This window comes from Mycobacterium sp. NPDC050551 (assembly GCF_040674075.1).
Lineage (GTDB): Bacteria > Actinomycetota > Actinomycetes > Mycobacteriales > Mycobacteriaceae > Mycobacterium.
In genome coordinates, this window is sequence record NZ_JBFARC010000003.1 from 242,539 (window position 1) to 264,930 (window position 22,392).

The window sequence follows — 22,392 nt, forward strand, 5'->3', positions numbered from 1 at the left end:
CGGTCAGATCGCGGTGTAGGTCGACGCGGCCGCGGCGTCCTCGGCCACATAGGTGCCTGCCGCATCGCCGAGGTTCACCTGTGCGATGTCCAGCAGTGCGTTCACCTTCGCCGACACCTCGATGAACCGCATGTGCGCGGCCTGGAACGCCGCCGACGACTCACCCATGTGAAACGCCTGCGCCGACGTCGCCGCCTGCTCGGCCTGCGCCATGGTCGACCGCATCAGCGCGGTCTTGGCGCCGAACGCGGCCTCGGAGGCCACCAACTGCGGAATATGCGCGTCCAACATGCTCATCTATTGCTTCCCTTCACCCTTGTTCGAAACAGACTGTCCCCCAGCACGTTGCTCAGTTGCGCGCTCCCCCCTCCGGGTCGTCCCGCTCGGACTCCCACGACGTGGGCAGCATCGGCACCACCGGACCCCCGTCGAAGGCGTCGGTGGACACCGTCGTCAGCCCCGTCGCCGCGGCATCCGGACGGCCCGCGGTACCGCTGAACCCCATCGGTCCGCCACCGCGGGTCGACGCGCTCACCCGCGGCTCGTCGGCCGACGGAGATTCGCCGTCGGGCTCGTCCTCGTAGTCCATGTATGCGTCGGCGTATCCGCGTCCCTTGACCTCGGCGACGTTCTTGCGCCGCCGTTTCCGGCGCTCCGCGGCCGTCAGCGCCGCAGCGGCGGCCGCGGCGGGGATACCCGACGCGGGCGCCTTGGCACTCGAGCCTTCCCGGAAGGTCGGGGAGAACCCCTCCTCCGGGTCGGATCCGGCTACGGCGTACGGCGCGATCGGCGCCGCCGCGGGGGCCGGTGCGGACGTGGACGGCGCGGCGGTCCCGCCGGTGCCTGCACCACCACCTGCGGTCGCGGACACGCTGCCCGGCGGAAGGCCTGCCGCGGTGAAGGAGCCGGGCTGGTCGGCGCGGGCCGGCACCTGCGGGGCGGGCGCGGCGGGGGCCTCGGCCGGCACGTCGGCCGGTGGCACCGGCAGCTGCTTGAGGTACTGCAGCACGCCGCCGATGATCCCCAGCGTCAGCGCGAGCAGCGGCTGGATCAGCAGCTGCGGATACGTCAGCGAGGCCCCGATCCACGAGATCGCCTGATAGGCGACGGCAAACAGGAAGGGTCCCCAGGTCTGCAGCGCCGCAGCCGGGTTGGTCAGGAAGTCGGTGATCAGCTGGATCGTGTTGCCGATCGGATCCCGCAGGAAGTCCGCGATCTCCTGACCACCGGGGAAGAGGTTCAGCAGATCCGAGAGCCAGTCCGAATTATTGAGTGCCGAACCGGATTCCGTTGCCTGTGCCTGGGCGCCGGTCTGCTGCAGGCCGGCCATGGCGGTGCCGGCCTCGCCGACGCCGGGGGCGAGGATGAACGGCGACGGCAGTGCGGCAGGCGTGCCGGCCATCGCCGCGCCTGCGATCGCCTGATAGGTGCTCATCGCGGTCGCCGCCTGGATCCACATCCGCACGTAGTCGGCCTCGTTGACCGCGATCGGGATGGTGTTCAGGCCGAGGAAGTTCGTCGCCACCAACACCCCGTGCACCACATGGTTGGTGACGAGCTCCGGCATCGTCGGCGTCATCGCCAACGCCGTCGTGTACGCAGCGGCGGCCGTCGTGTGCTGCGCCGCCGTCACCGAACTGTTCGCGCTCTGCTGGGCCAACCACGCCAGGTAGGGCTGGTGCGACGCCACATACTGCTCGGCGCTGGGTCCCTGCCACGAGCCCGCCTGCACCGTCCCCAGCAGCGCCGTCAACTCCGCTGCGGCCGAGGCGTACTCGGCGCTCAACGACTGCCATGCCCCCGCGGCGGCCAGCAGCGATCCGGGGCCCGGACCACTGCTCAGCAGCGTCGAGTGCACCTCGGGTGGCACGGCCATGAAGATGGGGGCGGTCATCTCAGCCGCCGCGTGCGATCAGGTACGACGACGCCGCCATCGCATCACCGGTGGCGTAGCTGACACCCGACTCGCCCACGCCCATGCCCGAACGGCCGAGTTCCTCGACGCCGAGCGCAGCGGTCGCGGCGTGCTGGTTGCCGTGCGCACTGAAGCCCGCCGCGGTCTGCAGCGAGACCACGTCTGCTCCTGGCGGCAGCACCGCCGTCACTGCGGGTGCGGCCGCAGCGTGCGCCGCCGCCAACCGCGCGGTCAGACTCTCCACCGCGGCGCCGGCCGCGGTCAGGCCCTCGGGTACGACACGAAGCGTCATCAGCTGTATTCCTTTCCGTTGCTGTCCGTCCCTCGGCCGCCCTGGGTGGCGGCCTCGCCGACGAGTGGGTTGACGAGCTGCACGAACGTCGGGAGGTCACCGTCGTCCAGCAGCATGCCGCGACCGGCGGGCAGGCGGCTGAACCTGTGGCCGCGGATTTTTCCGCTGTCCTGGGGATTACCGGACAGCAACAGCGTCGTCGCCTGCAGGTCGTTGAGCCTGCGCAGCAACGGCGCCGTCATGATCGCGTGCGCCGAACCCGTCGCCCGCGCCGTGACGATCACCCGCAGCCCGAGGTCACCGGCCTGGCCGAGCAGACCGAGCAGCGGCGTCCACGGCCGCTGACCCACATAGGGGCCGCTGACCGCCGGGCTGTCCGGGATCTGGTCGACGTCGTCGATGATCAGGTAGTGGGTGTGGCCCTTGTATCCCCAGCTGCTCAGCTGTTGTGGCGTGAGACCCGCAGGCGGGCGCCGCTTCTCGATCAGCGCGGACAGCCCGAGCATCGCCGGAGTGATCCGGTCGATGTTCGGCGTGTACTCGTTGTCCGGGAACAGCGGCTCGTCGACGAGGTGCAGTCGCCGGTCGATCACGGTGAACGCCACGTCGTCCTGCCGCGAGTTCTCCCGCACGGTCCGGATCAGGTGCCGGAGCAGGGTGGTCTTACCCGCCCTGGCGTCACCGAAGACCATCAGCAGCGGGTTGCGCTCGAAGTCCAGCGCGACCGGTGCCAGGTCCTGTTCCCGCTGACCGATGACCACCCGTTCCGGCGGCGTGTACAGCGGGGCGAGCACTTCCGGCCGCAGGTCGGTCGGCAGCAGCCGTACCCGCGGAGCCGTGACGTCGGGGTGCCGGTTGTTGATCGCCCGGATCACATCCAGTTGCGGCGCGGCGATCAGGAAGTGCTCGGCGGCCATCGTCAGGCCACGGCCGGGCTGATCGGCGGGCACGCTCTCGGCGGGCCTGCGCAGCCCGCCGACGATCCGCACATTGCTGTCGCGGGCGTCGTGCAGCTTGAGTTCCAGTCGCAGGCCGAGACCGTCGCGCATGTTCAACGGCACCTCGAGCCAGTTCGGCGTGGTGATCACCACGTGGATGCCGTAGGCCAGTCCGCTGTTGACCAGTTCGGTGACCTTCGCGAGCAACGGGTTTCGGGTGTTGAACGTGTCGGTGTTGTCGCGGCTGAACGCGTACAGGTTGTCGATCACCAGGAACACTTCGCCGTAGCCGTCTGCGATGTCCTCGGACCGGGAGACCGCTCCGCGCTCCTGACGGGCCCGCAGCAGCTGTTCCAGTTCGCCGAAGGTGCGCCGGATGCGTTCGGGCTCCAGCGGAGTGGCGACGCTGCCGACGTGGGCCAGTTCGGCCATCGGGCGCAACTGGCCGCCGCCGTAGTCGAGGCAGTAGAAGGTCACGTCGCGAGGTGAGTGCAGCGCGGCGGCGGACAGCATGAACGTCTGCAGTGCCGTGGACTTGCCCGACTTGGGGCCACCGTGGATCACCATGTTGCCTGCGGCCGAGTTGGCGTCGAACACCAGTGCGTCACGCCGCATCTCGAAGGGTCGGTCGATCTCGCCCAGCGGCCAGCGCCACTGCCGGGCGTTCACGCCCGAACGCTGGAGCAGGTCAAACAGCGGGATGGAGTCCTCCAGCGGCGGCAGCCACAGCGGCGGCGCCTTGGGGCCGTACTGCGCCAGCTGCTCGCCGATGGTGGCGATCAGCTTGCGCGGCGGCAGCACCTCGATGTCGGCGTCCGCGGACGGGATGATGGTGTCGGGCTCGGGCTCCACCCGCGTCGCGGTGAACTCCTGGGGTTGCGGCAGCGCCCGCACCACGATGGCCTTCTCCACCCGCGGCGGCTCGTAGATGCCGTCGACGTAGGTGCTGCGGAACTTGACCGGCACCGCGCCCGGGGCGGGCACCAGGAAGCCCTCGCCCTTGTGCTCGCGACCCGACTCGATGTGGTAGGCGTCCTCCACTCCGATGATCTGTCGGGAGACGCTGGGGCTGGCCACTTTCAGGCCGATGCGGTACGACGTGTTCTTGTCGATGTCCTTGATGCGGCCCACATCGAGCGTCTGCGACGCGAACAGGATGTGGATCCGGAACGACCGGCCCTTGCGGGCGACGTAGTCGAACAGGTCGGCGTACTCGGGATGGTCGGCGAGCATCAGCGTGAACTCGTCGGCGACCACGAACAGGGTCGGCATCGGCGGCAGGTCATGTCCTGCTGCGATGGCCGCCTCGTATTCGGTGACGGAGTTGAACGCGCTGCCCTGCACGCGCCGGCCCGACTCCTTGAGCAGCTGCTCGCGGCGGGCCACCTCCCCGCGCAGGGTGTCGGCGAACCGGTCGGCCAGCGACTTCTTCTCGGCCATGTTCGAGATGACGGCGACGACCTGCGGGAAGTCGCGGAAGATGTCGGCGCCCGCCTCGCCCTTGAAGTCGGCGTAGATGACGATGAGCCGATCAGCCGAGTGTGTCGTCAACAGCGACAACAGGATCGACATCAGGGTCTGCGACTTGCCCGAACCGGTCATACCGATCATCAGGCCGTGCGGGCCCATGCCGCCCTCGGCCTCGTCCTTGAGGTCGAAGTACAGCGGCTCGCCGGTGGCGGTGACGCCGATCGGCACCCGCAGTTCGTCGTCGCGGTTGCGCGGCGCCCACAGCGCGGCCACGTCGAGTGCGGACGCGTCCGGAATGCCGAGCAGGGTGGTGAACGTGGAGCCACCGGTGGTCGTCGACCGCGCGTGGTTGGGGTTGGAGTCCCAGCGGGACAGCCGCCGCGCGATGTGGCGGCAGTCGTCGGCGCCGATGCCGTCGGCGACGTCGACGTAGGGCTGCCAGCCGCCGCTCTGCCACCGTTCGATCCGGCCGTCGGCGACCTTGAGGATCGGCCGCTCGGGGTCGGGGTACTGCTCGCGATTCGGCGGCGTGGTGGTGCGCTGGATGACGGTGACGCCGGCCGATCCGGGCCGCCGCACGATCGCGTCGAGGTCGGCCTCCGGGTCGTCGACCACGATCAGGAGGTGCTTGAGCGCACCGTCGTTGTTGCCCGGGAAGGCGTCCCGGCCGGCCAGCGCGGGGGCGAGCAGCTGGCGCAGTTCACCTGCGGTGGTGGTCAGGTAGCGCGCCGGGCCGACGCCGTCGGTCTCACCGGGGACGTCGACGTGCGGCAGCCATTTCAGCCAGGACCAGTCGTCGCCGTCCACGTCGGGCGACGCGAGGGCGACCCCGAGCACGGCCGGGTCGTGCCAGGTGACCGCCTGCGCCAGCCAGGCGCGCACCGCGGCACGCACGTCGTCGGCCTCACCGAAGACCGTGATGCGGGCCAGCTTGGCGATGTCGATGCCCGCCGGGGCGTCGAGGACCGTGCGTTGCACGTCGAGCAGTCCGCGAAGGGTGCTGTGCGACACCGGTTCCAGGTCGATCTCGTCGGCGGTGTCCTTCACCCGCAGCGTCGCGTTGAGCGGGGTGTCGTGAAGGCCCGCCCGCAGCACCAGGAAGTCGTTGTCCCGCGGATCGCGCTCCCACTGCCTGCGGGTGCCGGGGATGGTCGCCAGCACCTCGGGATCGGGATGCGACCACTCCAGTGCCGCACGCTGTTCTGCGGCGTGCGCGCGGACGTTGTCACGGACCACCGACAGGTAGCGCAGGTAGTCGGCGCGCTCGGCGTCGACCTCCTCGGTGCGCATCTTGTTGTCCGAGCCGCGGTAGAGCGCGGTGGCGGCGAGCAGCAGCACGAACGGGAAGAACAGGATCTGCGGCGAGATCAGCCGCATGCCGGTCGCGACGAGCGCGACGATCATGCCGACGATGAGGATCACGATCAGGTACGGCAGCACCCGGCGCAGCAGCGACGGCGGCACCAGCCGCGGTAGTTCGGGCGGCGGTTCGATGGTGATGGTGCCCTTGCGGGTGATCGGCTGCGGAAGCCGCCGGTGGGCCTCGAAGATCAAGCGGCTCATCGGTTCTCCAGTCGCGCGGGGCTCGGGTCGGGCAGCAGGGTGTCGTGCGCGAGCAGCGCGTCACTGCGCGACAGGGTCGGGCCCGCGGCGAACTGCGCCAGCACGGACCACGGGACGGGCAGCGGCGGGGAGGTCAGGCCCAAAGCGGCGACGGCATCGTCGTCGGCGCCGGCGTCGATGCCGTAGCGCACGCCGGTGTCACCGACCCAGAACAGCGAACCCGCGGTCGGCGAGCCCGGGGCCTGGCCGACGGTCTGGACGAAGTAGCCGCTGCCGGGGGCGATCGCCACCCGGTTCGCCGTCGTGCCACTGCCCGCACCGACCAGGGCGAGCGTGCGCTGGTTCTCGGGCAGCGGCAGGGTGGCGCCGGACAGCAGGGCGAGCGAACTCTCGGTGGCGCCTGACGGTTTCGTCCACCGTGCGCAGGTGACCGGATCGGCCGAGCTGTCGACCAGGTCGACCGTCGAATCGGGGTAGGCGGCGGTGTCGATGCCGCGCGCGACCGGCATGCGGGCCACCTCGTCGGCGCCCAGCCTCGGCGCTTGGGCCAGGCCGTACGAATTGGTGTTGCGCAGGATTCCTGCCAGCACCGGCGACACCGGCTGCAGGCCGTCGGTCAGCACGGCGTAGTAGCGGATGGAGTTGTCCGCCTCGAACGCCGCGACCACGGCGCCGACAGGAGCCTGGGCGGACAGCGGGAACTGCGGTGGCGCACCGGCACCCGCGATCGGCGGTGCGGCCAGCGCCGGAGCCTCCGGAATGGCGTTGAACAGACCGGCGGCGATGGGGCGCGGCGACGGGATGTCGCCACCGAAGCCGAGCGCGTCGGTCACCGCGCGGTTGGCCAGGTCGATCGGGCTGCGCCTGCCGTCCCACAGCAGCCAGGTGCCCGCGTTGGTGCCTTCGGTGTTCTGCACCAGGACGGCCTGGTCCGCGGCCAGCGTCGCGGCGCGCTCACCGCCTGCGCCGGTGGCACCGGCGATCACGGTGACGCCGGTGTCGGGCCCCGAGACCGCTTCGCAGACAGTCCAGTCCGCGTCCGCGGCGGTGCTCTGCACCATGCGTTCCGGTGCGCCGGGGATGCCGATCAGGTTGCCGCGGGGGAACTGGTCGATCTCACTGGTCTTGACGGTGGTGGGGTTGTCCGCGCGGCCGGCGATGAGGCGGGCCGACGTCAGGTTGAGCACAGGGTGCAGCTGGTCCCCGACCTTGACGTAGAGAGCGGCGGTCGAGCGGTCGGCGAGGATCGAGTCCGTGCCCGCCGACCCCGACGGCCGGATGAAGGAGAACAGGAAGCAGCCGATCAGCCCGGTGATCACGATCAGCGCCCCGGTGATCACGGCGCGGCTCTGGGTGCGGAGCGGGTCGACCAGCATGCGGGTGTCGTGCAGAGCCACGCCGGAGGCGATGCGGCGCATGACGAATCGCCAACCTGACACCTGGTGACGGGTGACGAAGCCGCGGCGGTACTCGACACGGTCGGGGTTCTCGTTGGCGGGGGTCCGGGACGTGAAGGAGCGCCGGTCCTCGGGAGACGTCATGCCTGCACCGACAATTCCGGCACGGTCAGGCCCAGCCCCTTGAGCAGCGGCACGGCGGAGTTGCGGACGTCCTCGGCGGTGATGGTCATCAGTTCCTCGTCGGTGAAGTCGTCGACGTCGGAGTGGTCGAGGCGGTACTCCCGCTCCTCTTCCGAACGCTCGACCAGGTTGCGCACGAAACGGCCGTTACCGGCGATGTCGAGGCTGCGCCGGTCCACGCCGTTGCCGTCGGGCGTGGTGGACCGGGCGAGCTTCTCGAACAGGTCCTCCATGTGGTCGTGCGCCGCTTTCTCGAACACGCTGTCGCGCTTCTCGGCCATCCGCATGGCGATCTCGACGAGCTCGGCGCCCGAGTAGGACGGGAAGTCGATGCTGCGGGTGAAGCGCGAGCGCAGGCCCTCATTGGTGTCGAGGAAATTGTCGAGGTCCTTGCGATAGCCCGCGACGATCACCACGAGCCGGTCGCGGTCGTTCTCCATCCGGGCCAGCAGCGTGTCGATGGCGACGAGCCCGAAGTCGTTCTTGGCGCCGGTCGACACCAGCGCGTATGCCTCGTCGAGGAACAGCACGCCGTCGAGTGCGCTGTCGATGATCGCGTTGGTCTTGGCCTCGGTCTCACCGATGTGCTGGCCGATCAGGTCGGCGCGGTGCACCTCGCGGACGGTCTCCTTGCGCAGCAGGCCGAGTCCGCAGTAGATCTTGGCGACCACCCGGGCGATGGTCGTCTTACCGGTTCCGGGTGGGCCGGCGAACACCAGGTGGTTGGTGCGCTGCGCGACGGTGAGCCCGCGCTCCTGGCGGCGCAGCGACATCGCCACCGAGCTCTTCAGCCGGGCGACCTGGTACTTGACCTCCTCGAGGCCGATGAACTCCGCGAGTTCTGCCTCGGCCTCCACGAGCAGGTGCGATTTGCGGTCCTGGGCACCGGGGTCGATGAAGTCGGCCTCGCCGGGCTCGGTGGCGGGATCCCACGGGTTGCTGCGCGCCTCGATCCGGGCGGCGGTGGTGGTGGGGATCCCGAACGTCCTGTCCGTCAACGCCGATTCGACCTGCGCGTTCTCCGGATTCGCCGCATACAGCTCCTGCAGCACGTCGGCGGCGTCCTCGTCCTCACCCTCGGCGCGCAGCACCAGCGCCTTGGCCAGCGCGCCGTCCACGGCGGCCACCGCGACGGGGCCCGCAGGCTGCTCGAGGTAGGACAGCGCCGGGGCGAACATGCCGATCCGGGCCAGCGAGATGCCGAGCGCGATCCGCGCTGCGTGCGAGAAGGTCTCGTCCTGAGTGCTGTCGTTGACCACCGGTGTCAGCAGCCGCATCACGTCGGACCAGCGTTCGGCCCGATAGTTGATCGCCACCCGCACCCACCGGGCCTGCACCCAGCCGGGTCGCCGGTCGAGCAGTTCGCCCACCAGCTCGTCGGCGTCGGCGTAGGCCTCGTTGTCGGCCAGAGTTGCCGCCCATGCCAATTGGAAGTCGTCGGGATCAGACGCCCGGAACTGTAGATACAGCCCGGTGTCGTAGATGAAGGCCAGTGCGCCCGGCGCGAGGTCGATCGCGCGCTGCAGCAGACCCGCCGAGCGCCTGGTGCGCCAGATGGATTCGATGACATGCCCCGAGACGTCGCCCGCGGCGGCAAGACCCGTCCAGGCGTCGCAGTGATCGTGGGCGACGTGAGCCAGCGCGGCGAAGCCCGACCGCGCGCCGGTCAGATCCGCGGGACGTTGGCGATCGTTGACCGAGAGGCCGAGCGCCCGGCAGCAGGTGGCGAACCGACTGACCACGTCGCGGTCGATTCGGGGCGCTCCGTGCGAGAGAGCGGCAAGCGTGTCATTACCCATGTCTGTGCACGGGAAGCGCACCCCGGGCGGAACAGTCCGCCGGGCAGCCCCCGTTTTCTCCCCTTATGTAGGTAAAGCTAACTTTTGCAGAAAGTTAGCATTACCTAGCCTCACTGTCGAGACTCACGGTCTCGCCCACAAACGTGAGCCCGGTCACCGCTTGACGGCGCTGACCAGGGAGATCGTCTGGAACATCGGGCCCGCGTCGGTGTCGGCCGCCGGCACCGGACGGCCGACTCGCCGCAGGTAGTCGGCGAGCCGGGTGGTTTCGGCGGTCCACCCGCGGGCGGTGAACCAGTCCTGAGCGGGCGCGTGCTGCTCGTTGTAGATCAGCGTGAAGAACGAGTTGTCCGCACCGGCTGCCCGCTCCTCGGCGCGCTTCGCCTCGAACACTGACGGCGGCATCGGCGTGGCCTCTTCGACCGCGACCCGGCTGCCTGCCGCGGCAAGCCTGTCGATGCCGGTGAACAACTGCTCCTGCGCGGTGCCGGGCAGGTACATCAGCAGCCCTTCGGCGAGCCACGCCGACGGCGCCGCCGGGTCGAATCCGCCGTCGGTGAGCGCGGCCGGCCAGTCACCGCGCAGATCGATCGCCACCTCGCGGCGTTCGGCGCGCGGGGTGTCACCGTGGGCCGCGAGGACCTCCCGCTTGAACTGCAGCACCTGGGGCTGGTCAAGTTCGTAGACGACGGTGCCGTCCCGCCACGGCAGCCGGTAGGCCCGCGAGTCCAGGCCCGCCGCGACCAGGACGACCTGCCGCACACCGGCTTCGGCGGCGGCGGTGAAGTACGAGTCGAAGTAGCGGGTGCGTGCGCCCTGGAAGTCGACGAAGGCCGCGCCGAACTCCGAGGCGAGCGGGTGGTCGGGCGCCTTGCCGTCCAGTAGGGCGGACCAGTCACCGCCGACCGCGCGGCAGAAGACCTCGGCGAAGGGGTCGACAGCCAGCGGCTCGGCCTTCTGCGCCTCCAATGCCCGCGACGCGGCGACGAACAAGGCCGTGGAGCCGACCGAGGTGGTGATGTCCCATGAGTCGTCGTCGGTGCGCACGCGAGTGAGGCTACGCCGCCTCGCTGACAGGATCCTGCCCGCCGAAACGACGGTTGTTGACGGGTTTCGGCCGATTTCCGTCAACAACCGTAGTGTCGGCGCACTCGCCCGAGCTAGACCAGCGGCTTGCCGGTGCGGATGCGCCGGTCGAGGTCCTTGAGCAGGACGTTGAACGGGAACTGCCGGATGAAGCCCGGCGCCAGGTCGTTCGCCGTCCGCAGCACAGCCATCAGGCGGTCGAACCGGCGCTGGCGTCCGGCGTCCCACGGCAACCGCATCTCCTCGCGGAACCGTTGCGGCAGAAAGCCGGTGGTGATCAGCAGGTTGGCCGCATCGAGGCGGCGCTGGACGGCGAGCGGCAGCTTCACGCCGCGGACGCGGCCCGCGGCGATGGGGAACAGGTACTCGCGCAACGTGTCGTCGATGTGGACCTGGTCGAGCGACTCCTGCCAGTACTTGTCGAACGCCGCACGGTCGGCCGGCCACATCTCGAGTGGCACCTGCAGGGTCGTGCCGAGCGTCGCACTCTCGCGGTAGTGCTCGTCGGCGGTCTCGTCGTCCATCTCGCCGATGAAGATGCGCTGGATGTCGACGCCGCCCTTGTACAGGCATGCGGCCACCCACAGCTGCAGGTCCTTGTCGAACGCGTGGTACTTCACCGGGCTCTCGTCGGTCGAGTAGACCTGCGCGTGCGCCGTGTTCACCGCGCGCCGGTAGGCCGCCTTCTGCGCCTCGGTGCCGCGGGTGGCGACCGCCAGGTAGGTGAACGTGGTGCGGGCCCGCTTGATCGGATGCAGGTCGATACGGCCGCTGTCGACGCGGCTCTCGTAGACGCCGTAGCCGACGCCGGGCCGCGCCAGTTGCATGATCACGTTCGCGGCGCCGGCCAGCAGCGCCACCCCCATCAGGCCGTCGTCGCGGGTGGCCCTGCGCTTGGAGAGCAGCGACGGGCGGGCCGCCGCCCGCGGCCGCGCGGGCTCGCTCACCGGGCGCTCGACGTGCGGGACCGGCTCGGTGACCGTCATCGGGCACTCCTCGTCGATAAAAGTGATAACGAATGTTTCCTGATATTGCCCTGCCCCGCTGACAGGTGTCAAGATGGCTGGATGGCACAGGTCCGGCCCTACCGCGGCGTCGAGGCGCCCGAGCGGCTGGCCCAGCGCAGGCGCCGGTTCCTCGAGGCCGGTCTCGCCCTGCTCGGCTCCGCCGGCGACGACCTGGCGGACCTGACGGTGCGGGCCATCTGCCGGCAGGCCGGTGTCGGCGTCCGGTATTTCTACGAGGGCTTCACCGACAAGGACGACTTCGTCGGCGCTGTTTTCGACTGGGTGATCGCCGACATCGCGGCCACGACGCAGGCCGCGGCGGCCGCCGCGACACCGAAGGACCGGACGCGGGCGGTGATGGCCGAGATCGTGCGCACGGTCGACGGCGACGCCCGCATCGGCCGCCTGCTGTTCAGCTCGCAGTTGTCCAACGCCGTCGTGGTGCGCAAGCGGGCTGAATCAGGCGCCCTGTTCGCCATGCTCTCCGGCCAGCACGTCAGTGCCGCGCTTCGTCGCGACCAGAACGAACGCATCAAGGCGACAGCACATTTCGTCGTCGGTGGCGTCGGGCAGACCATCAGCGCCTGGCTGGACGGCGAGCTGGCGCTGGCTCCCGATCAGCTCGCCGACCAGCTGACGGCGATCATCGACGACCTCAGTGCGCCGCGGCTGTTCCGCGACTGAGCGACCGGTCGGCCGCCGTCTTCGGCGGAGTCTGCGCCTCTTCACCGGTGAATTCACGTGTCCAGCAGGCGAACTCGAATGTGACGCCGTCGGGATCGAAGAAGTCGCCGAACTGAAGAAGTGCTGACCCACGCCACCCGGCAGATGGAGCGACTTGATCAGGGGCATACCCAGCACATTGCTGTAGAAGTCGACCGTCTTCTCCATGTCCGAACAAACCAGTGCCAGTGATTGATTCTGCCGAGCTCGAATTCGCGATTCGGATTGTGCGGCTTGATCATGCTCGGCTCCTGCGGTTATGGCGAAAAACCGGTCAAGCGGCAGAACTGAATCTAACATCGCATTCAGACCCGCTCAATGCCCGGAGAGGGGTTCACCGGCTGTGACGACCGCGCCCCGCCACGCCCTGCCCACCGCCGGTGGCCGGCATATCCGTGCGGCCACCGACTGGTCGGCGCCCACGGCGCCCATCCGCGAGGGAAGCCTGGCCTTGGTCCACGATCGCCTCGCCGAATACCGTTCCGACATGCGCGAACTGCCGATGTGCCGTGGCGGTGCTGTCGATGCGTGACCACTTCTGCTACACACGATGGTCGGGGGGCGAGGCCGCGTGCAACGCCGACGACGATGCGTGCGCCTCCACCCCCGCCGACGTCCTCCGTCGGGCGATCTACCACCAGGGGGCTGGGGGAACATGACCAGGACAGCAGGAACACCGGGGGTCACCCGCGAGTTCGTGGGGCTCGACTCGCCCACCGCGCGCCGGGCCGGCTCGGGCGGGCACCCCTGTCAGGGCATCTATTACCGGGGCGTTGGCCGTAAGCCCAAGGTCGCGATGATCGCCGCGCACTACCAGATCGACTTCTCCGAGCACTACCTCGCGGAGTACATGGCCACCCGCGGCATCGGGTTCCTGGGCTGGAACACCCGATTCCGCGGATTCGAGAGCAGCTTCCTGCTCGATCACGCACTGGTCGACATCGGTGTCGGTGTGCGATATCTGCGTGAGGTGCAGAACATCGAAACTGTTGTTTTGCTCGGCAATTCGGGCGGTGGGTCGCTGATGGCCGCATATCAGGCGCAGGCGCTGGACCGCCACATCACACCGCTGGACGGGATGCGCCCGGCGGCCGGCTTCATGGACCTGCCGCCCGCCGACGGCTACATCGCCAGCGCGGCGCATCCCGGCAGGCCCGACGTGCTCACCGCCTGGATGGACGCCGCTGTGATCGACGAGAAGGACCCGGTGGCAACCGATCCCGATCTCGACCTGTTCGACATGGGCAATGGGCCGCCCTACTCGGCCGAGTTCGTGAAGAGATACCGCGCGGCGCAGGTGGCACGCAACGAGGCGATCACCGACTGGGCCGAGGCCGAGTTGAAACGAGTGCAGGCCGCCGGCTTCTCCGACCGCCCGTTCAACGTGATGCGCACCTGGGCGGACCCGCGCATGGTCGACCCCACCCTCGATGCGAGCAAGCGGCCGCCGAACATGTGTTACGTCGGACCGCCGGCGAAGGCGAACCGCTCGGCGCACGGCGTCGCTTCGGCATGCACATTGCGCAACTGGCTCAGTATGTGGAGCCTGCGGCATTCCCAGACACGGGCAGAACCGCACCTCGCGCGCATCACCTGTCCCGCCCTGATCATCAACGCCGAGCAGGACACCGGCGTCTTCCCGTCCGATGCCCAGCGCATCTGCGGCGCACTGGCGAGTGAGGACAAGACGATGCGCTCGATCGACTCCGATCACTACTTCACCACCCCGGGTGCACGCAGCGAGAAGGCTGATCTCATCGCCAAGTGGATCGGCAAGCACTGGCGTTAGACTCCCTCGTCGGCGACGCCGCATGCGCATCGCCGGCACGGGAGGTGCTGTGACCGTGCGGGTGCTGGCGCACTTCACGCCCGGGCAGAAGGTGCTCGATCTCCTCGCCGCCGAGTCCGACTGGCTCGACGTGCGATTCTGCGCCGAGGACGACGACGCCACCCTGCACCGCGAGCTGCCCAGCGCCGACGTGATCTGGCATGTGCTTCGGCCGCTGTCGACAGACGACGTCCGGCGGGCCACCCGCTGCCGCCTCATCCACAAGCTCGGGGCCGGGGTGAACACCATCGACGTCGACGCGGCGACCGAACGCGGCATCGCGGTCGCCAACATGCCGGGCGCCAACGCCCCCTCGGTGGCAGAGGGCACCGTTCTGCTCATGCTCGCCGCGCTACGCCGGTTGCCGGAGCTCGACCGCGCCACCCGAGCCGGCGAGGGCTGGCCGACGGATCCGAGTCTGGGCGAGACCGTGCGTGACATCGGCGGTGCGACAGTCGGTCTGGTCGGCTACGGCAACGTCGCCCAGCGGGTGGCCGCCGTCGTCGCCGTGATGGGGGCGACGGTGCTGCACACCAGCACTCGCGAGGACGGCCGTCCGGGCTGGCGGACACTGCCCGATCTGCTGGCGGCCAGTGACGTCGTCTCCCTGCATCTTCCGCTCACCGCACACACCGCCGGACTGCTCGACCGGGCGGCCCTTGCCCGCTTGAAGCCGGGGGCGGTGCTCGTCAACACCTCGCGCGGGCCGATCGTCGACGAGGCCGCCCTGGCCGATGCGCTGCGCTCCGGACGGCTGGCCGCTGCGGGCCTCGACGTCTTCGGCGAGGAGCCTGCGCCCGCCGACCATCCGCTGTTGGGCCTCTCCAACGTGGTCGTGACGCCGCACGTGGCCTGGTACACGGCAGACACCATGCGCCGTGACCTGGCAGAAGGCGTGGAGAACTGCCTGCGCCTGCACGAGGGCCGGGACCTGGTGAACGTGGTGAACCAGCCGGGGTAACCTGGCTCCCAACCGACCGGTTAATAGGGACGGCGCCCCAGGAGGCACGGCATGCCCATTGCGATCACCCCCGAACACACTGACCTCGCCGAATCGGTGCGGTCTCTGGTCGCGCGCGTCGCGCCGTCGGAGGTGCTGCACGAGGCACTCGAGAACCCGATCCCCAATCCGCCGCCGTTCTGGAAGGCCGCTGCCGAGCAGGGTCTGCAGGGGGTGCACCTTGCCGAGGGCGTCGGAGGCCAGGGGTTCGGGATCCTCGAGTTGGCGATCGTGGTCGCGGAATTCGGCTACGGCGCGGTGCCCGGCCCGTTCGTCCCGTCGGCGATCGCCAGTGCGCTCATCGCCGCGCATGACGCCGAGGCCGACGCACTGAGCGGACTCGCCTCGGGTGAGGTCATCGCCTCCTACGCCATCGACTCCGGCCTGACCGCCACCCGCCACGGTGACTGCCTGGTCATCCGCGGCGAGGTGCGCGCCGTCCCCGCGGCCGCCCAGGCCTCCGTGCTGGTGTTGCCCGTCGCGATCGAAAGCGGTGAGGAGTGGGTGGTTCTCGACGCCGACGCGCTCGAGATCGAACCCGTCCAGAGCGTCGACCCGCTGCGACCGGTCGCCGACGTCCGCGCCAACGCCGTCGAGGTGTCCGAGGACCGGGTGCTGTCGAACGTCAGCCGCACCCTGGCCCGCGCGCTCATCTCGACACTGCTGTCCGCCGAAGCCATCGGGGCCGCGCGGTGGGCCACCGACACCGCCACCGGCTACGCCAAGATCCGCGAACAGTTCGGTAGGCCGATCGGCCAGTTCCAGGCGATCAAGCACAAGTGCGCCGAGATGGTCGCCGACACCGAACGGGCCACCGCCGCGGTGTGGGATGCCGCCCGCGCGATCGACGAGGCGCGCGAGAACCCCCACAACAGTTATGAATTCGCCGCCGCGGTGGCCGCCACCCTGGCGCCCGCAGCCGGTCAGCACTGCGCCCAGGAGTGCATCCAGGTGCACGGCGGCATCGGCTTCACCTGGGAACACGACACCAACGTGTACTACCGGCGGGCGCTTGCGCTCGCGGCGAGCTTCGGCCGGACCGCCGACTACACCCAGCAGGTCGTCGACACCGCGACGGCCACCGGCATGCGCAGCATCGACATCGACCTGGACCCCGACACCGAGAAGCTGCGCGAGGAGATCCGCGCCGAGGTCGCCGCGCTCAAGGACATGGAGCGAGGCGAGCGGATCACCGCGATCGTCGAGGGCGGCTGGGTGCAACCGCACCTGCCCAGGCCGTGGGGCCGCGCGGCCGCCCCGGTCGAGCAGATCCTCATCGCCCAGGAATTCGCCTCCGGGCGGGTGAAGCGCCCGCAGATGGGCATCGCCGCCTGGCTGATCCCGTCGATCGTCGCGTTCGGCACCGACGAGCAGAAGCAGCGTTTCCTCCCGCCGACGTTCCGCGGCGAGATGATCTGGTGCCAGCTGTTCTCCGAGCCCGGCGCGGGTTCGGACCTCGCGAGCCTCACCACCAAGGCCACCAAGGTCGACGGCGGCTGGCGCATCACCGGCCAGAAGATCTGGACCACCGGCGCTCAGTACTCGCAGTGGGGCGCCCTGCTGGCGCGTACGGATCCGAGCGCGCCGAAACACAACGGCATCACCTACTTCCTGCTGGATATGGCCAGCGACGGCGTCGAGGTCAAACCGCTGCGCGAGCTGACCGGCAACGCGATGTTCAACACGGTCTTCATCGACGACGTGTTCGTGCCCGACGATCTGGTGCTCGGCGAGGTCGACCGCGGATGGGAGGTCAGCCGCAACACGCTGACCAACGAGCGGGTGTCGATCGGCAGCAGTGAGCCGCCGTTCCTGGCCAACCTCGAGGGCTTCGTCGACTTCGTGCGCGAGGGGCAGTTCGACCAGATCGCGCAGCACCGCGCCGGCCAGCTGATCGCCGAGGGCCATGCCGCCAAGCTGCTCAACCTGCGCTCGACGCTGCTCACCCTCGCCGGCGGCGACGCGATGCCGTCGGCGGCGATCTCCAAGCTGCTCTCGATGCGCACCGGCCAGGGCTACGCGGAGTTCGCGGTCTCCTCCTTCGGCACCGACGGCGTGATCGGCGACCCGAAGACGCTGCCGGGCAAGTGGGTCGAGTACCTCCTCGGCAGCCGGGCCACCACGATCTACGGCGGCACCACCGAGGTGCAGCTGAACATCATCGCCGAACGGCTGCTCGGACTGCCGCGCGACCCGTAGGCCGCCGCTCGCGAGGAGGACCACCACGGACGTCACGCTGAGGCAGCTGCGGTACTTCGTCGTGCTCGGCGAGGAACTGAACTACCGGCGCGCCGCCGAACGCCTGTTCATCACACAGCCCGCTCTGTCGACGGCGATCAAACAGCTCGAGCACCAGTTCGGCGTGCTGCTGTTCAACAGGAGCACCCGCGAGGTCGCGCTGACCGACCTCGGCGCGGCGTGGCTGCCGCAGGTGCAGCAGGCGATCTCCGGTGTCGACGCCGTCGTCGACAACCTGGTCATCCTGTCGGGCACCAGGCAGGGGGTCCTGCGGGTCGGTTACCTCATCGGCACCGGCGCGGACCTGCTCTTCCGCGTGGTCCGACACTTCGAGGCCGCCTACCCCGAGGTCAGCGTCGAGCCCATCGAGTACGACTTCGCCGATCCGACAGCGGGTCTGGCCGACGGCAGCACCGAGGTCGCGATCATCCGGCCACCGGTCGATTTGCCGGAGCACCGGATGCTGGTGCTCGACTCCGAGTCGTGGATGGCGTGCCTGCCGCGCGACCATCCGCTGGCCGACCGCCACGAGGTCGAGATCGCCGAACTGCTCGACGACCCCATCGTGTGCGCGCCGCTGACGGCAGGCACATGGCGCGACTACTGGCTGGCGATGGACGCCCGCGGCAACCGGCCGCCGGCGATCGCCGCGGTGGCGGCGACCTACGAAGCCGAGACGACGTCGATCGCGCGTGGTCTCGGCATCAGCTTCACCACCTCGTCGGTGGCCAGGTTCTACGACCGGCCGGGCATCGTTTACGTGCCGATAACGGATCGGCCGCCCAGCTACACGGCGTTGGCGTGGCACCCGCAGAAGCTGTCGCCCCAGGCGGATGCGCTGGTCAGGCACGTGCAGTCGCAGTGGAGCTTCGGCGAGTCGGCGCCCGACGCCGATCACTCATAAGCCGTCGTTATGAGTACATCAAAACCTCGAACTTCCGGTGTCCGGCCGATGACGCTTTTCTGTCTTCAGGTGTTCTTCCCATTGGCTTGACCTGGAGCGACCATGACAGACGCAATGACATCACCCACTCATTCAGAACAGCGACCGCCCGCGCCCAACGCAGAGGACGCCAAACTCGCTGAACTCGGCTACACGCAGAAGCTGGACCGTTCGGTCGGCACGCTGGCCTCGTTCGCCATCGGGTTCGCGACCATCAGCGCCACCACCGCGGTGTTCACCGGCTTCGGCGCCGGCTACTTCACCGCGGGCGCACCCTTCGTGTGGACGCTGCTGCTGGCCGGGGCGGTGTTCACACTGTGGACGTTCATCGCCGCCGACCTCACCGCGAAGCTGCCGCTGGCGGGTTACTCCTACCAGTGGATCAGCCGCATCAACGGCCCTGACCTCGCCTGGTTCACCGGCTTCATTGCGCTGATGGGCTGGGTGTGCGGCATGACCGGCGTCGGCTTCATCCTTTCGGGTTATCTCGGCGGTCTGTTCGGCTGGAGCATGACCCAGAGCACCCAGATCCTGCTCGCCATCGCCGTCGTGTTCGTCTGCGTGCTGATCAACATCTACGGCGTCCGGTTCGCCACGATGGTCAACAACATCGGCGTCAGCCTGGAACTCGTCATCACCGTCGGCGCCACCGCGCTGATCGCGATCATCGCCTTCTCCGCGCCGGAGAACCACCAGCCCATCTCGGTGTTGTTCACCGGCGGCGAGTCCGGAGACAAGGACTCCTACATGTTGGCCTGGCTCGCAGCCGCGCTCGGCCCGTTCTTCGGCCTGATCGGTGTGGAGTCCGGAGCCGACGTCGCCGAGGAGACCAAGGACGCGCGCCGCGTCGTGCCGAGGACGATGTTCTACGCGCTTGCCACCTCGATCGTCATCGAACTGCTGATGTACGTCGTGTACGTGCTCGCGATCAAGGACACGGCCGCGGTCGAGGCCAACGCCGCGGCGCCGATCGAGGAGATCATCACCCAGCAGGCGGGCCCCCTCGTCACCAAGATCGTCGTCGCCATCGCTCTGACGAACATCCTCGCCTGCCTGCTGGCCAACATCCTGGTAGCCACCCGGCTCACCTACTCGATGGCCCGCGACAACATGCTGCCGTTCTCCCAGGTGTGGCGGCACGTGTCACCGAAGAGCAAGGCGCCCACCTACGCCGTGCTCGGGCTGGGCTGCCTGTCGACGGTGCTGCTGCTCTCGGCGCTGGTGAACGAGAAGGCGTTCAACTACATCATCGGCATCGCGTCGCTGCTGTTCTTCTTCGTCTACATCCTGCAGACCATCGGACTGCTGGTGGGCTACCGCAGGGGCACCATCCCGCAGGGCGAACCGGGCACCTTCGATCTCGGCCGGTTCCGGTTGCCGCTCTACGTCACTGCACTGGTTGTGTTCGTCGGCGTCGCCGTCGCGCTGCTGTTCCTCCCGCAGTTCACCAGCAACAAGTGGATCTTCCTCGGCATCGTGGCGCTGGCCGCCGTGTGGTGGGCCACCGGCTTGAAGTCGCGGCTGCGCAACGGATCCGCCGGCGCCACCTACGCCAAGACCCACGGTATCTGACGAACCCCCGCCGACTCCGCGTCCACGGCACCGGCCACTCGGCCGTGCGCGCCAGGGATGCAGTCTCATCGCAATCACGAAAGGACACATCATGACCAGTACTCTCGGCACCAGCAATCTCGTCGCCGTCGAACCCGGCGCCATCCGCGAGGCCACTCCGCCCGGTTCGGTGATCCAGTACAGCGACTACGAACTCGACACCTCGAGTCCGTTCGCCGGCGGCGTGGCATGGATCGAGGGCGAGTACATGCCCGCCGAGGACGCCAGGATCTCGATCTTCGACACCGGATTCGGCCACTCCGACCTGACCTATACGGTCGCGCATGTCTGGCACGGCAACATCTTCCGGCTCGGCGACCATCTCGACCGGTTGCTCGACGGCGCCCGCAAGCTCCGCCTCGACCCGGGGATGACCAAGGACGAACTCGCCGACATCACCAAGCGCTGTGTCAGCCTCTCGCAACTCCGTGAGTCGTTCGTGAACCTCACGGTCACCCGGGGTTACGGAAAACGCAAGGGCGAGAAGGACCTGACGAAGCTCACCCACCAGGTGTACATCTACGCGATCCCGTACCTGTGGGCGTTCCCTCCCCAGGAGCAGATCTTCGGCACCACCGCGATCGTCCCCCGCCATGTGCGCCGCGCCGGGCGCAACACCGTCGACCCGACGATCAAGAACTACCAGTGGGGTGACCTGACGGCCGCCAGCTTCGAGGCCAAGGATCGCGGCGCGCGCACCGCGATCCTGCTCGACTCCGACAACTGCGTCGCCGAGGGCCCGGGCTTCAACGTCTGCGTCGTCAAGGACGGCGTACTGGCGTCGCCGTCGCGAAACGCGTTGCCGGGCATCACCCGTAAGACGGTGTTCGAGCTCGCCGACGCGATGGGCATCGAGGCCACGCTGCGCGACGTCACCAGCCACGAGCTCTACGACGCCGACGAGCTGATGGCCGTCACCACCGCCGGTGGCGTCACCCCCATCAACTCGCTCGACGGTGAGCCGGTGGGCGACGGCGCGCCCGGCCCGATGACCGTCGCGATCCGGGACCGGTTCTGGGGCCTGATGGACGAGCCCGGCCCACTGATCGAAGCCATCGAGTACTGAGGCGGCGGGAGCGCACGGCCCGCGCCGTCAGGCGAGCGTCGCACGAAGCGCCGCCAGCGCCGCAGCACTGCGATCCAGCCGGCCGGGCTCCGGCAGCGCCAGCTCGGGAAGCCAGGGGACGTCCCTGTCGAGGTGTCCCAGTCCGCCGACGATTCCGCATGCGAGCGCAGCCACCGTGTCGGTGTCGCCGCCGAGCATGACGGCATCGCGCGCGGCGTGGGCCAGACCCCAGCGGTGCTGTCCGGATCGCCGGACCACCGTGATGACCGCGGCCGCCGTCTCGATCCCGTCGAGCGACACACCGTCGTGACCCGGCTGCCACCGGCCGGTGAGGGCGTCGGACAACGGCGCCCACACGGTGTCCGGCCTGGCGAACCGGCCTTTGACATAACGGATCTCGGTGGACGCCGCGTCGAGGAGGTGATCGATGCCGGCCGCCTCGACGGCCGCCGCGGCCATCGCCGTCACCACGCAGGCGGCGCCGACCGCCCCCGCGGCGCCATGGGTGGTGCGGGACAACCGCGTCACGACGCGGCGCCGCAGCCCGGCCGCCGCCGTCGGGATGCCCCAGCCGATCGGCAGTGATCGCATGGCCGCGCCGTTCGTGTCGCCGGTAGGCGCACGCAGACCTCCGGTGCGACCGAATCGTTCGACGGCGGCGTGGGTGCTCGGACCGATCCCGCGGATGCCGGGCACCGCGTCGGCGAGACGGGTCAGGAAGTCCCGCTCATCCACCTCGGCGCCACGGTCGGCGAGGTAGTCGGCCGTCAGCAGCATCAGTGCCGTGTCATCGGAGGTGGCGCCCGGCGGCCACCCCGCGCGACGGGGGACCTCCGGCACCGCGTCGGGGTCGATGGCCGCAGGCCGGTAACCCTCCCAGGGCACACCCGTGGCGTCCCCGACGGCGAACGCCACGAGCCCCGCGCGGATCCTGTCCTCGAGCGCCGTCATGTCCCCAGCCTGCCCCGCGAGACGGTTCGAGGCGATTGGTCCGGGTAGCCGGTGTCCATGACCAACGATGTGGAGAAGCGGTGGGACGATCCGCCGACCTTCCGGGCGGCGATCACCTACACCGCCGTGGTCGTCGCGGTGGCGGGCATCGCGTTCGCGATCTACGCGCTTGCTGCGCGCGATTCATTGGTGGTGGCCTCGACGGTGCCGGCCATCCTGTTGCTCGGCGGCATCGGTGCCTTCGTGAAGACCTACCGGGTGTGGAAGGCGCGTGGCGCCTGGCCGGCCTGGCAGGGCGCCGGGTGGTTCCTGCTCGCGCTGATGCTGGTGGCGCTGTCGATACCCGGCGCGGCCATCATGGCGGTGCAGGCCGTGGCGTAGT

General features: G+C 69.4%; 18 protein-coding genes and 1 pseudogene. 9 read left to right on the forward strand and 10 right to left on the reverse strand.

Translation table 11 applies throughout. The features are described from left to right. Window positions 1-3 precede the first annotated feature (3 nt). The 8 genes from AB0K11_RS13655 to AB0K11_RS13690 all read right to left on the reverse strand — a co-directional run bounded on the left by AB0K11_RS13655 (window position 4) and on the right by AB0K11_RS13690 (window position 11,629). A complete protein-coding gene (locus AB0K11_RS13655; protein ID WP_264011213.1) occupies window positions 4-297 on the reverse strand; it encodes a type VII secretion protein EsxS in 294 nt (97 codons plus the stop codon). 52 nt (window positions 298-349) lie between these two features. After that, window positions 350-1,894, reverse strand: a complete 1,545-nt coding sequence (locus AB0K11_RS13660) for a PPE family protein (RefSeq protein WP_364977258.1) — start codon at window positions 1,892-1,894, stop codon at window positions 350-352. A gap of 1 nt (window position 1,895) precedes the next feature. Beyond that, window positions 1,896-2,207 carry a PE family protein gene (locus tag AB0K11_RS13665; protein ID WP_364977260.1) on the reverse strand — a complete coding sequence of 104 codons (312 nt, stop codon included), beginning with the start codon at window positions 2,205-2,207 and terminating at the stop codon, window positions 1,896-1,898. Next, a complete protein-coding gene (eccCa, locus tag AB0K11_RS13670) occupies window positions 2,207-6,178 on the reverse strand; it encodes a type VII secretion protein EccCa (RefSeq protein ID WP_364977262.1) in 3,972 nt (1,323 codons plus the stop codon). The genes AB0K11_RS13665 and eccCa overlap by 1 nt, the downstream gene beginning before the upstream one ends. Beyond that, entirely contained in the window at window positions 6,175-7,719 is a 1,545-nt protein-coding gene (gene eccB, locus AB0K11_RS13675) for a type VII secretion protein EccB (protein ID WP_364977264.1), read from the reverse strand. The genes eccCa and eccB overlap by 4 nt, the downstream gene beginning before the upstream one ends. Further along, window positions 7,716-9,557 (reverse strand): type VII secretion AAA-ATPase EccA, encoded by a 1,842-nt coding sequence (gene eccA, locus AB0K11_RS13680; protein ID WP_364977266.1) that lies wholly within the window; start codon window positions 9,555-9,557, stop codon window positions 7,716-7,718. Before eccA ends, eccB begins: the two co-directional genes overlap by 4 nt. Window positions 9,558-9,710: 153 nt before the next feature. Beyond that, on the reverse strand, window positions 9,711-10,604 hold the full coding sequence (locus AB0K11_RS13685; RefSeq protein WP_364977268.1) for a class I SAM-dependent methyltransferase: 894 nt from the start codon (window positions 10,602-10,604) through the stop codon (window positions 9,711-9,713). Window positions 10,605-10,717: 113 nt separating this feature from the next. After that, window positions 10,718-11,629 carry an oxygenase MpaB family protein gene (locus AB0K11_RS13690; protein ID WP_364977270.1) on the reverse strand — a complete coding sequence of 304 codons (912 nt, stop codon included), beginning with the start codon at window positions 11,627-11,629 and terminating at the stop codon, window positions 10,718-10,720. A gap of 81 nt (window positions 11,630-11,710) precedes the next feature. Between AB0K11_RS13690 and AB0K11_RS13695 the strand changes: the two genes are divergently transcribed. Next, entirely contained in the window at window positions 11,711-12,334 is a 624-nt protein-coding gene (locus AB0K11_RS13695) for a TetR/AcrR family transcriptional regulator (protein ID WP_364977272.1), read from the forward strand. Here AB0K11_RS13695 and AB0K11_RS13700 read toward each other — a convergent pair. Then, a pseudogene (locus tag AB0K11_RS13700) lies at window positions 12,306-12,615 on the reverse strand (VOC family protein). The gene AB0K11_RS13695 and the pseudogene AB0K11_RS13700 sit on opposite strands and share 29 nt — an antisense overlap. Before the next feature lie 101 nt (window positions 12,616-12,716). Between AB0K11_RS13700 and AB0K11_RS13705 the strand changes: the two are divergent. The 7 genes from AB0K11_RS13705 to AB0K11_RS13735 all read left to right on the forward strand — a co-directional run bounded on the left by AB0K11_RS13705 (window position 12,717) and on the right by AB0K11_RS13735 (window position 21,059). Further along, entirely contained in the window at window positions 12,717-12,905 is a 189-nt protein-coding gene (locus tag AB0K11_RS13705; RefSeq protein ID WP_364977274.1) for a hypothetical protein, read from the forward strand. Window positions 12,906-13,028: 123 nt separating this feature from the next. After that, complete coding sequence (locus AB0K11_RS13710) at window positions 13,029-14,162, forward strand: alpha/beta hydrolase (RefSeq protein WP_364977276.1); 1,134 nt, start codon at window positions 13,029-13,031, stop codon at window positions 14,160-14,162. 55 nt (window positions 14,163-14,217) lie between these two features. Beyond that, a complete protein-coding gene (locus AB0K11_RS13715) occupies window positions 14,218-15,162 on the forward strand; it encodes an NAD(P)-dependent oxidoreductase (RefSeq protein ID WP_364978427.1) in 945 nt (314 codons plus the stop codon). Between the two features lie 51 nt (window positions 15,163-15,213). Beyond that, entirely contained in the window at window positions 15,214-17,400 is a 2,187-nt protein-coding gene (locus AB0K11_RS13720) for an acyl-CoA dehydrogenase (RefSeq protein WP_364977278.1), read from the forward strand. A 46-nt stretch (window positions 17,401-17,446) separates the two neighbouring features. Then, a complete protein-coding gene (locus AB0K11_RS13725) occupies window positions 17,447-18,343 on the forward strand; it encodes a LysR family transcriptional regulator (RefSeq protein WP_364978430.1) in 897 nt (298 codons plus the stop codon). Between the two features lie 114 nt (window positions 18,344-18,457). Continuing rightward, window positions 18,458-19,954, forward strand: coding sequence for an APC family permease (locus AB0K11_RS13730; protein ID WP_364977280.1), 1,497 nt, complete (start codon window positions 18,458-18,460; stop codon window positions 19,952-19,954). A 91-nt stretch (window positions 19,955-20,045) separates the two neighbouring features. Continuing rightward, window positions 20,046-21,059, forward strand: a complete 1,014-nt coding sequence (locus AB0K11_RS13735) for an aminotransferase class IV (protein WP_364977282.1) — start codon at window positions 20,046-20,048, stop codon at window positions 21,057-21,059. Between the two features lie 27 nt (window positions 21,060-21,086). On the opposite strand, the gene AB0K11_RS13740 is transcribed toward AB0K11_RS13735, so the two are convergent. Continuing rightward, window positions 21,087-22,010, reverse strand: a complete 924-nt coding sequence (locus tag AB0K11_RS13740) for an ADP-ribosylglycohydrolase family protein (protein WP_364977284.1) — start codon at window positions 22,008-22,010, stop codon at window positions 21,087-21,089. Window positions 22,011-22,067: 57 nt separating this feature from the next. Between AB0K11_RS13740 and AB0K11_RS13745 the strand changes: the two genes are divergently transcribed. Further along, complete coding sequence (locus AB0K11_RS13745; protein WP_364977286.1) at window positions 22,068-22,391, forward strand: hypothetical protein; 324 nt, start codon at window positions 22,068-22,070, stop codon at window positions 22,389-22,391. Window position 22,392 lies beyond the last annotated feature (1 nt).

What these genes read in the sequence shown, in the direction of transcription:
- AB0K11_RS13655 (WP_264011213.1), bottom strand. Translation starts at nt 297, where the DNA reads ATGAGCATGTTGGACGCGCATATTCCGCAGTTGGTGGCCTCCGAGGCC.
- AB0K11_RS13745 (WP_364977286.1), top strand. Translation starts at nt 22,068, where the DNA reads ATGACCAACGATGTGGAGAAGCGGTGGGACGATCCGCCGACCTTCCGG.
- AB0K11_RS13710 (WP_364977276.1), top strand. Translation starts at nt 13,029, where the DNA reads ATGACCAGGACAGCAGGAACACCGGGGGTCACCCGCGAGTTCGTGGGG.
- eccA (WP_364977266.1), bottom strand. Translation starts at nt 9,557, where the DNA reads ATGGGTAATGACACGCTTGCCGCTCTCTCGCACGGAGCGCCCCGAATC.
- eccB (WP_364977264.1), bottom strand. Translation starts at nt 7,719, where the DNA reads ATGACGTCTCCCGAGGACCGGCGCTCCTTCACGTCCCGGACCCCCGCC.
- AB0K11_RS13730 (WP_364977280.1), top strand. Translation starts at nt 18,458, where the DNA reads ATGACATCACCCACTCATTCAGAACAGCGACCGCCCGCGCCCAACGCA.
- AB0K11_RS13740 (WP_364977284.1), bottom strand. Translation starts at nt 22,010, where the DNA reads ATGACGGCGCTCGAGGACAGGATCCGCGCGGGGCTCGTGGCGTTCGCC.
- AB0K11_RS13735 (WP_364977282.1), top strand. Translation starts at nt 20,046, where the DNA reads ATGACCAGTACTCTCGGCACCAGCAATCTCGTCGCCGTCGAACCCGGC.
- AB0K11_RS13695 (WP_364977272.1), top strand. Translation starts at nt 11,711, where the DNA reads ATGGCACAGGTCCGGCCCTACCGCGGCGTCGAGGCGCCCGAGCGGCTG.
- AB0K11_RS13720 (WP_364977278.1), top strand. Translation starts at nt 15,214, where the DNA reads ATGCCCATTGCGATCACCCCCGAACACACTGACCTCGCCGAATCGGTG.
- AB0K11_RS13665 (WP_364977260.1), bottom strand. Translation starts at nt 2,207, where the DNA reads ATGACGCTTCGTGTCGTACCCGAGGGCCTGACCGCGGCCGGCGCCGCG.
- AB0K11_RS13690 (WP_364977270.1), bottom strand. Translation starts at nt 11,629, where the DNA reads ATGACGGTCACCGAGCCGGTCCCGCACGTCGAGCGCCCGGTGAGCGAG.
- eccCa (WP_364977262.1), bottom strand. Translation starts at nt 6,178, where the DNA reads ATGAGCCGCTTGATCTTCGAGGCCCACCGGCGGCTTCCGCAGCCGATC.
- AB0K11_RS13660 (WP_364977258.1), bottom strand. Translation starts at nt 1,894, where the DNA reads ATGACCGCCCCCATCTTCATGGCCGTGCCACCCGAGGTGCACTCGACG.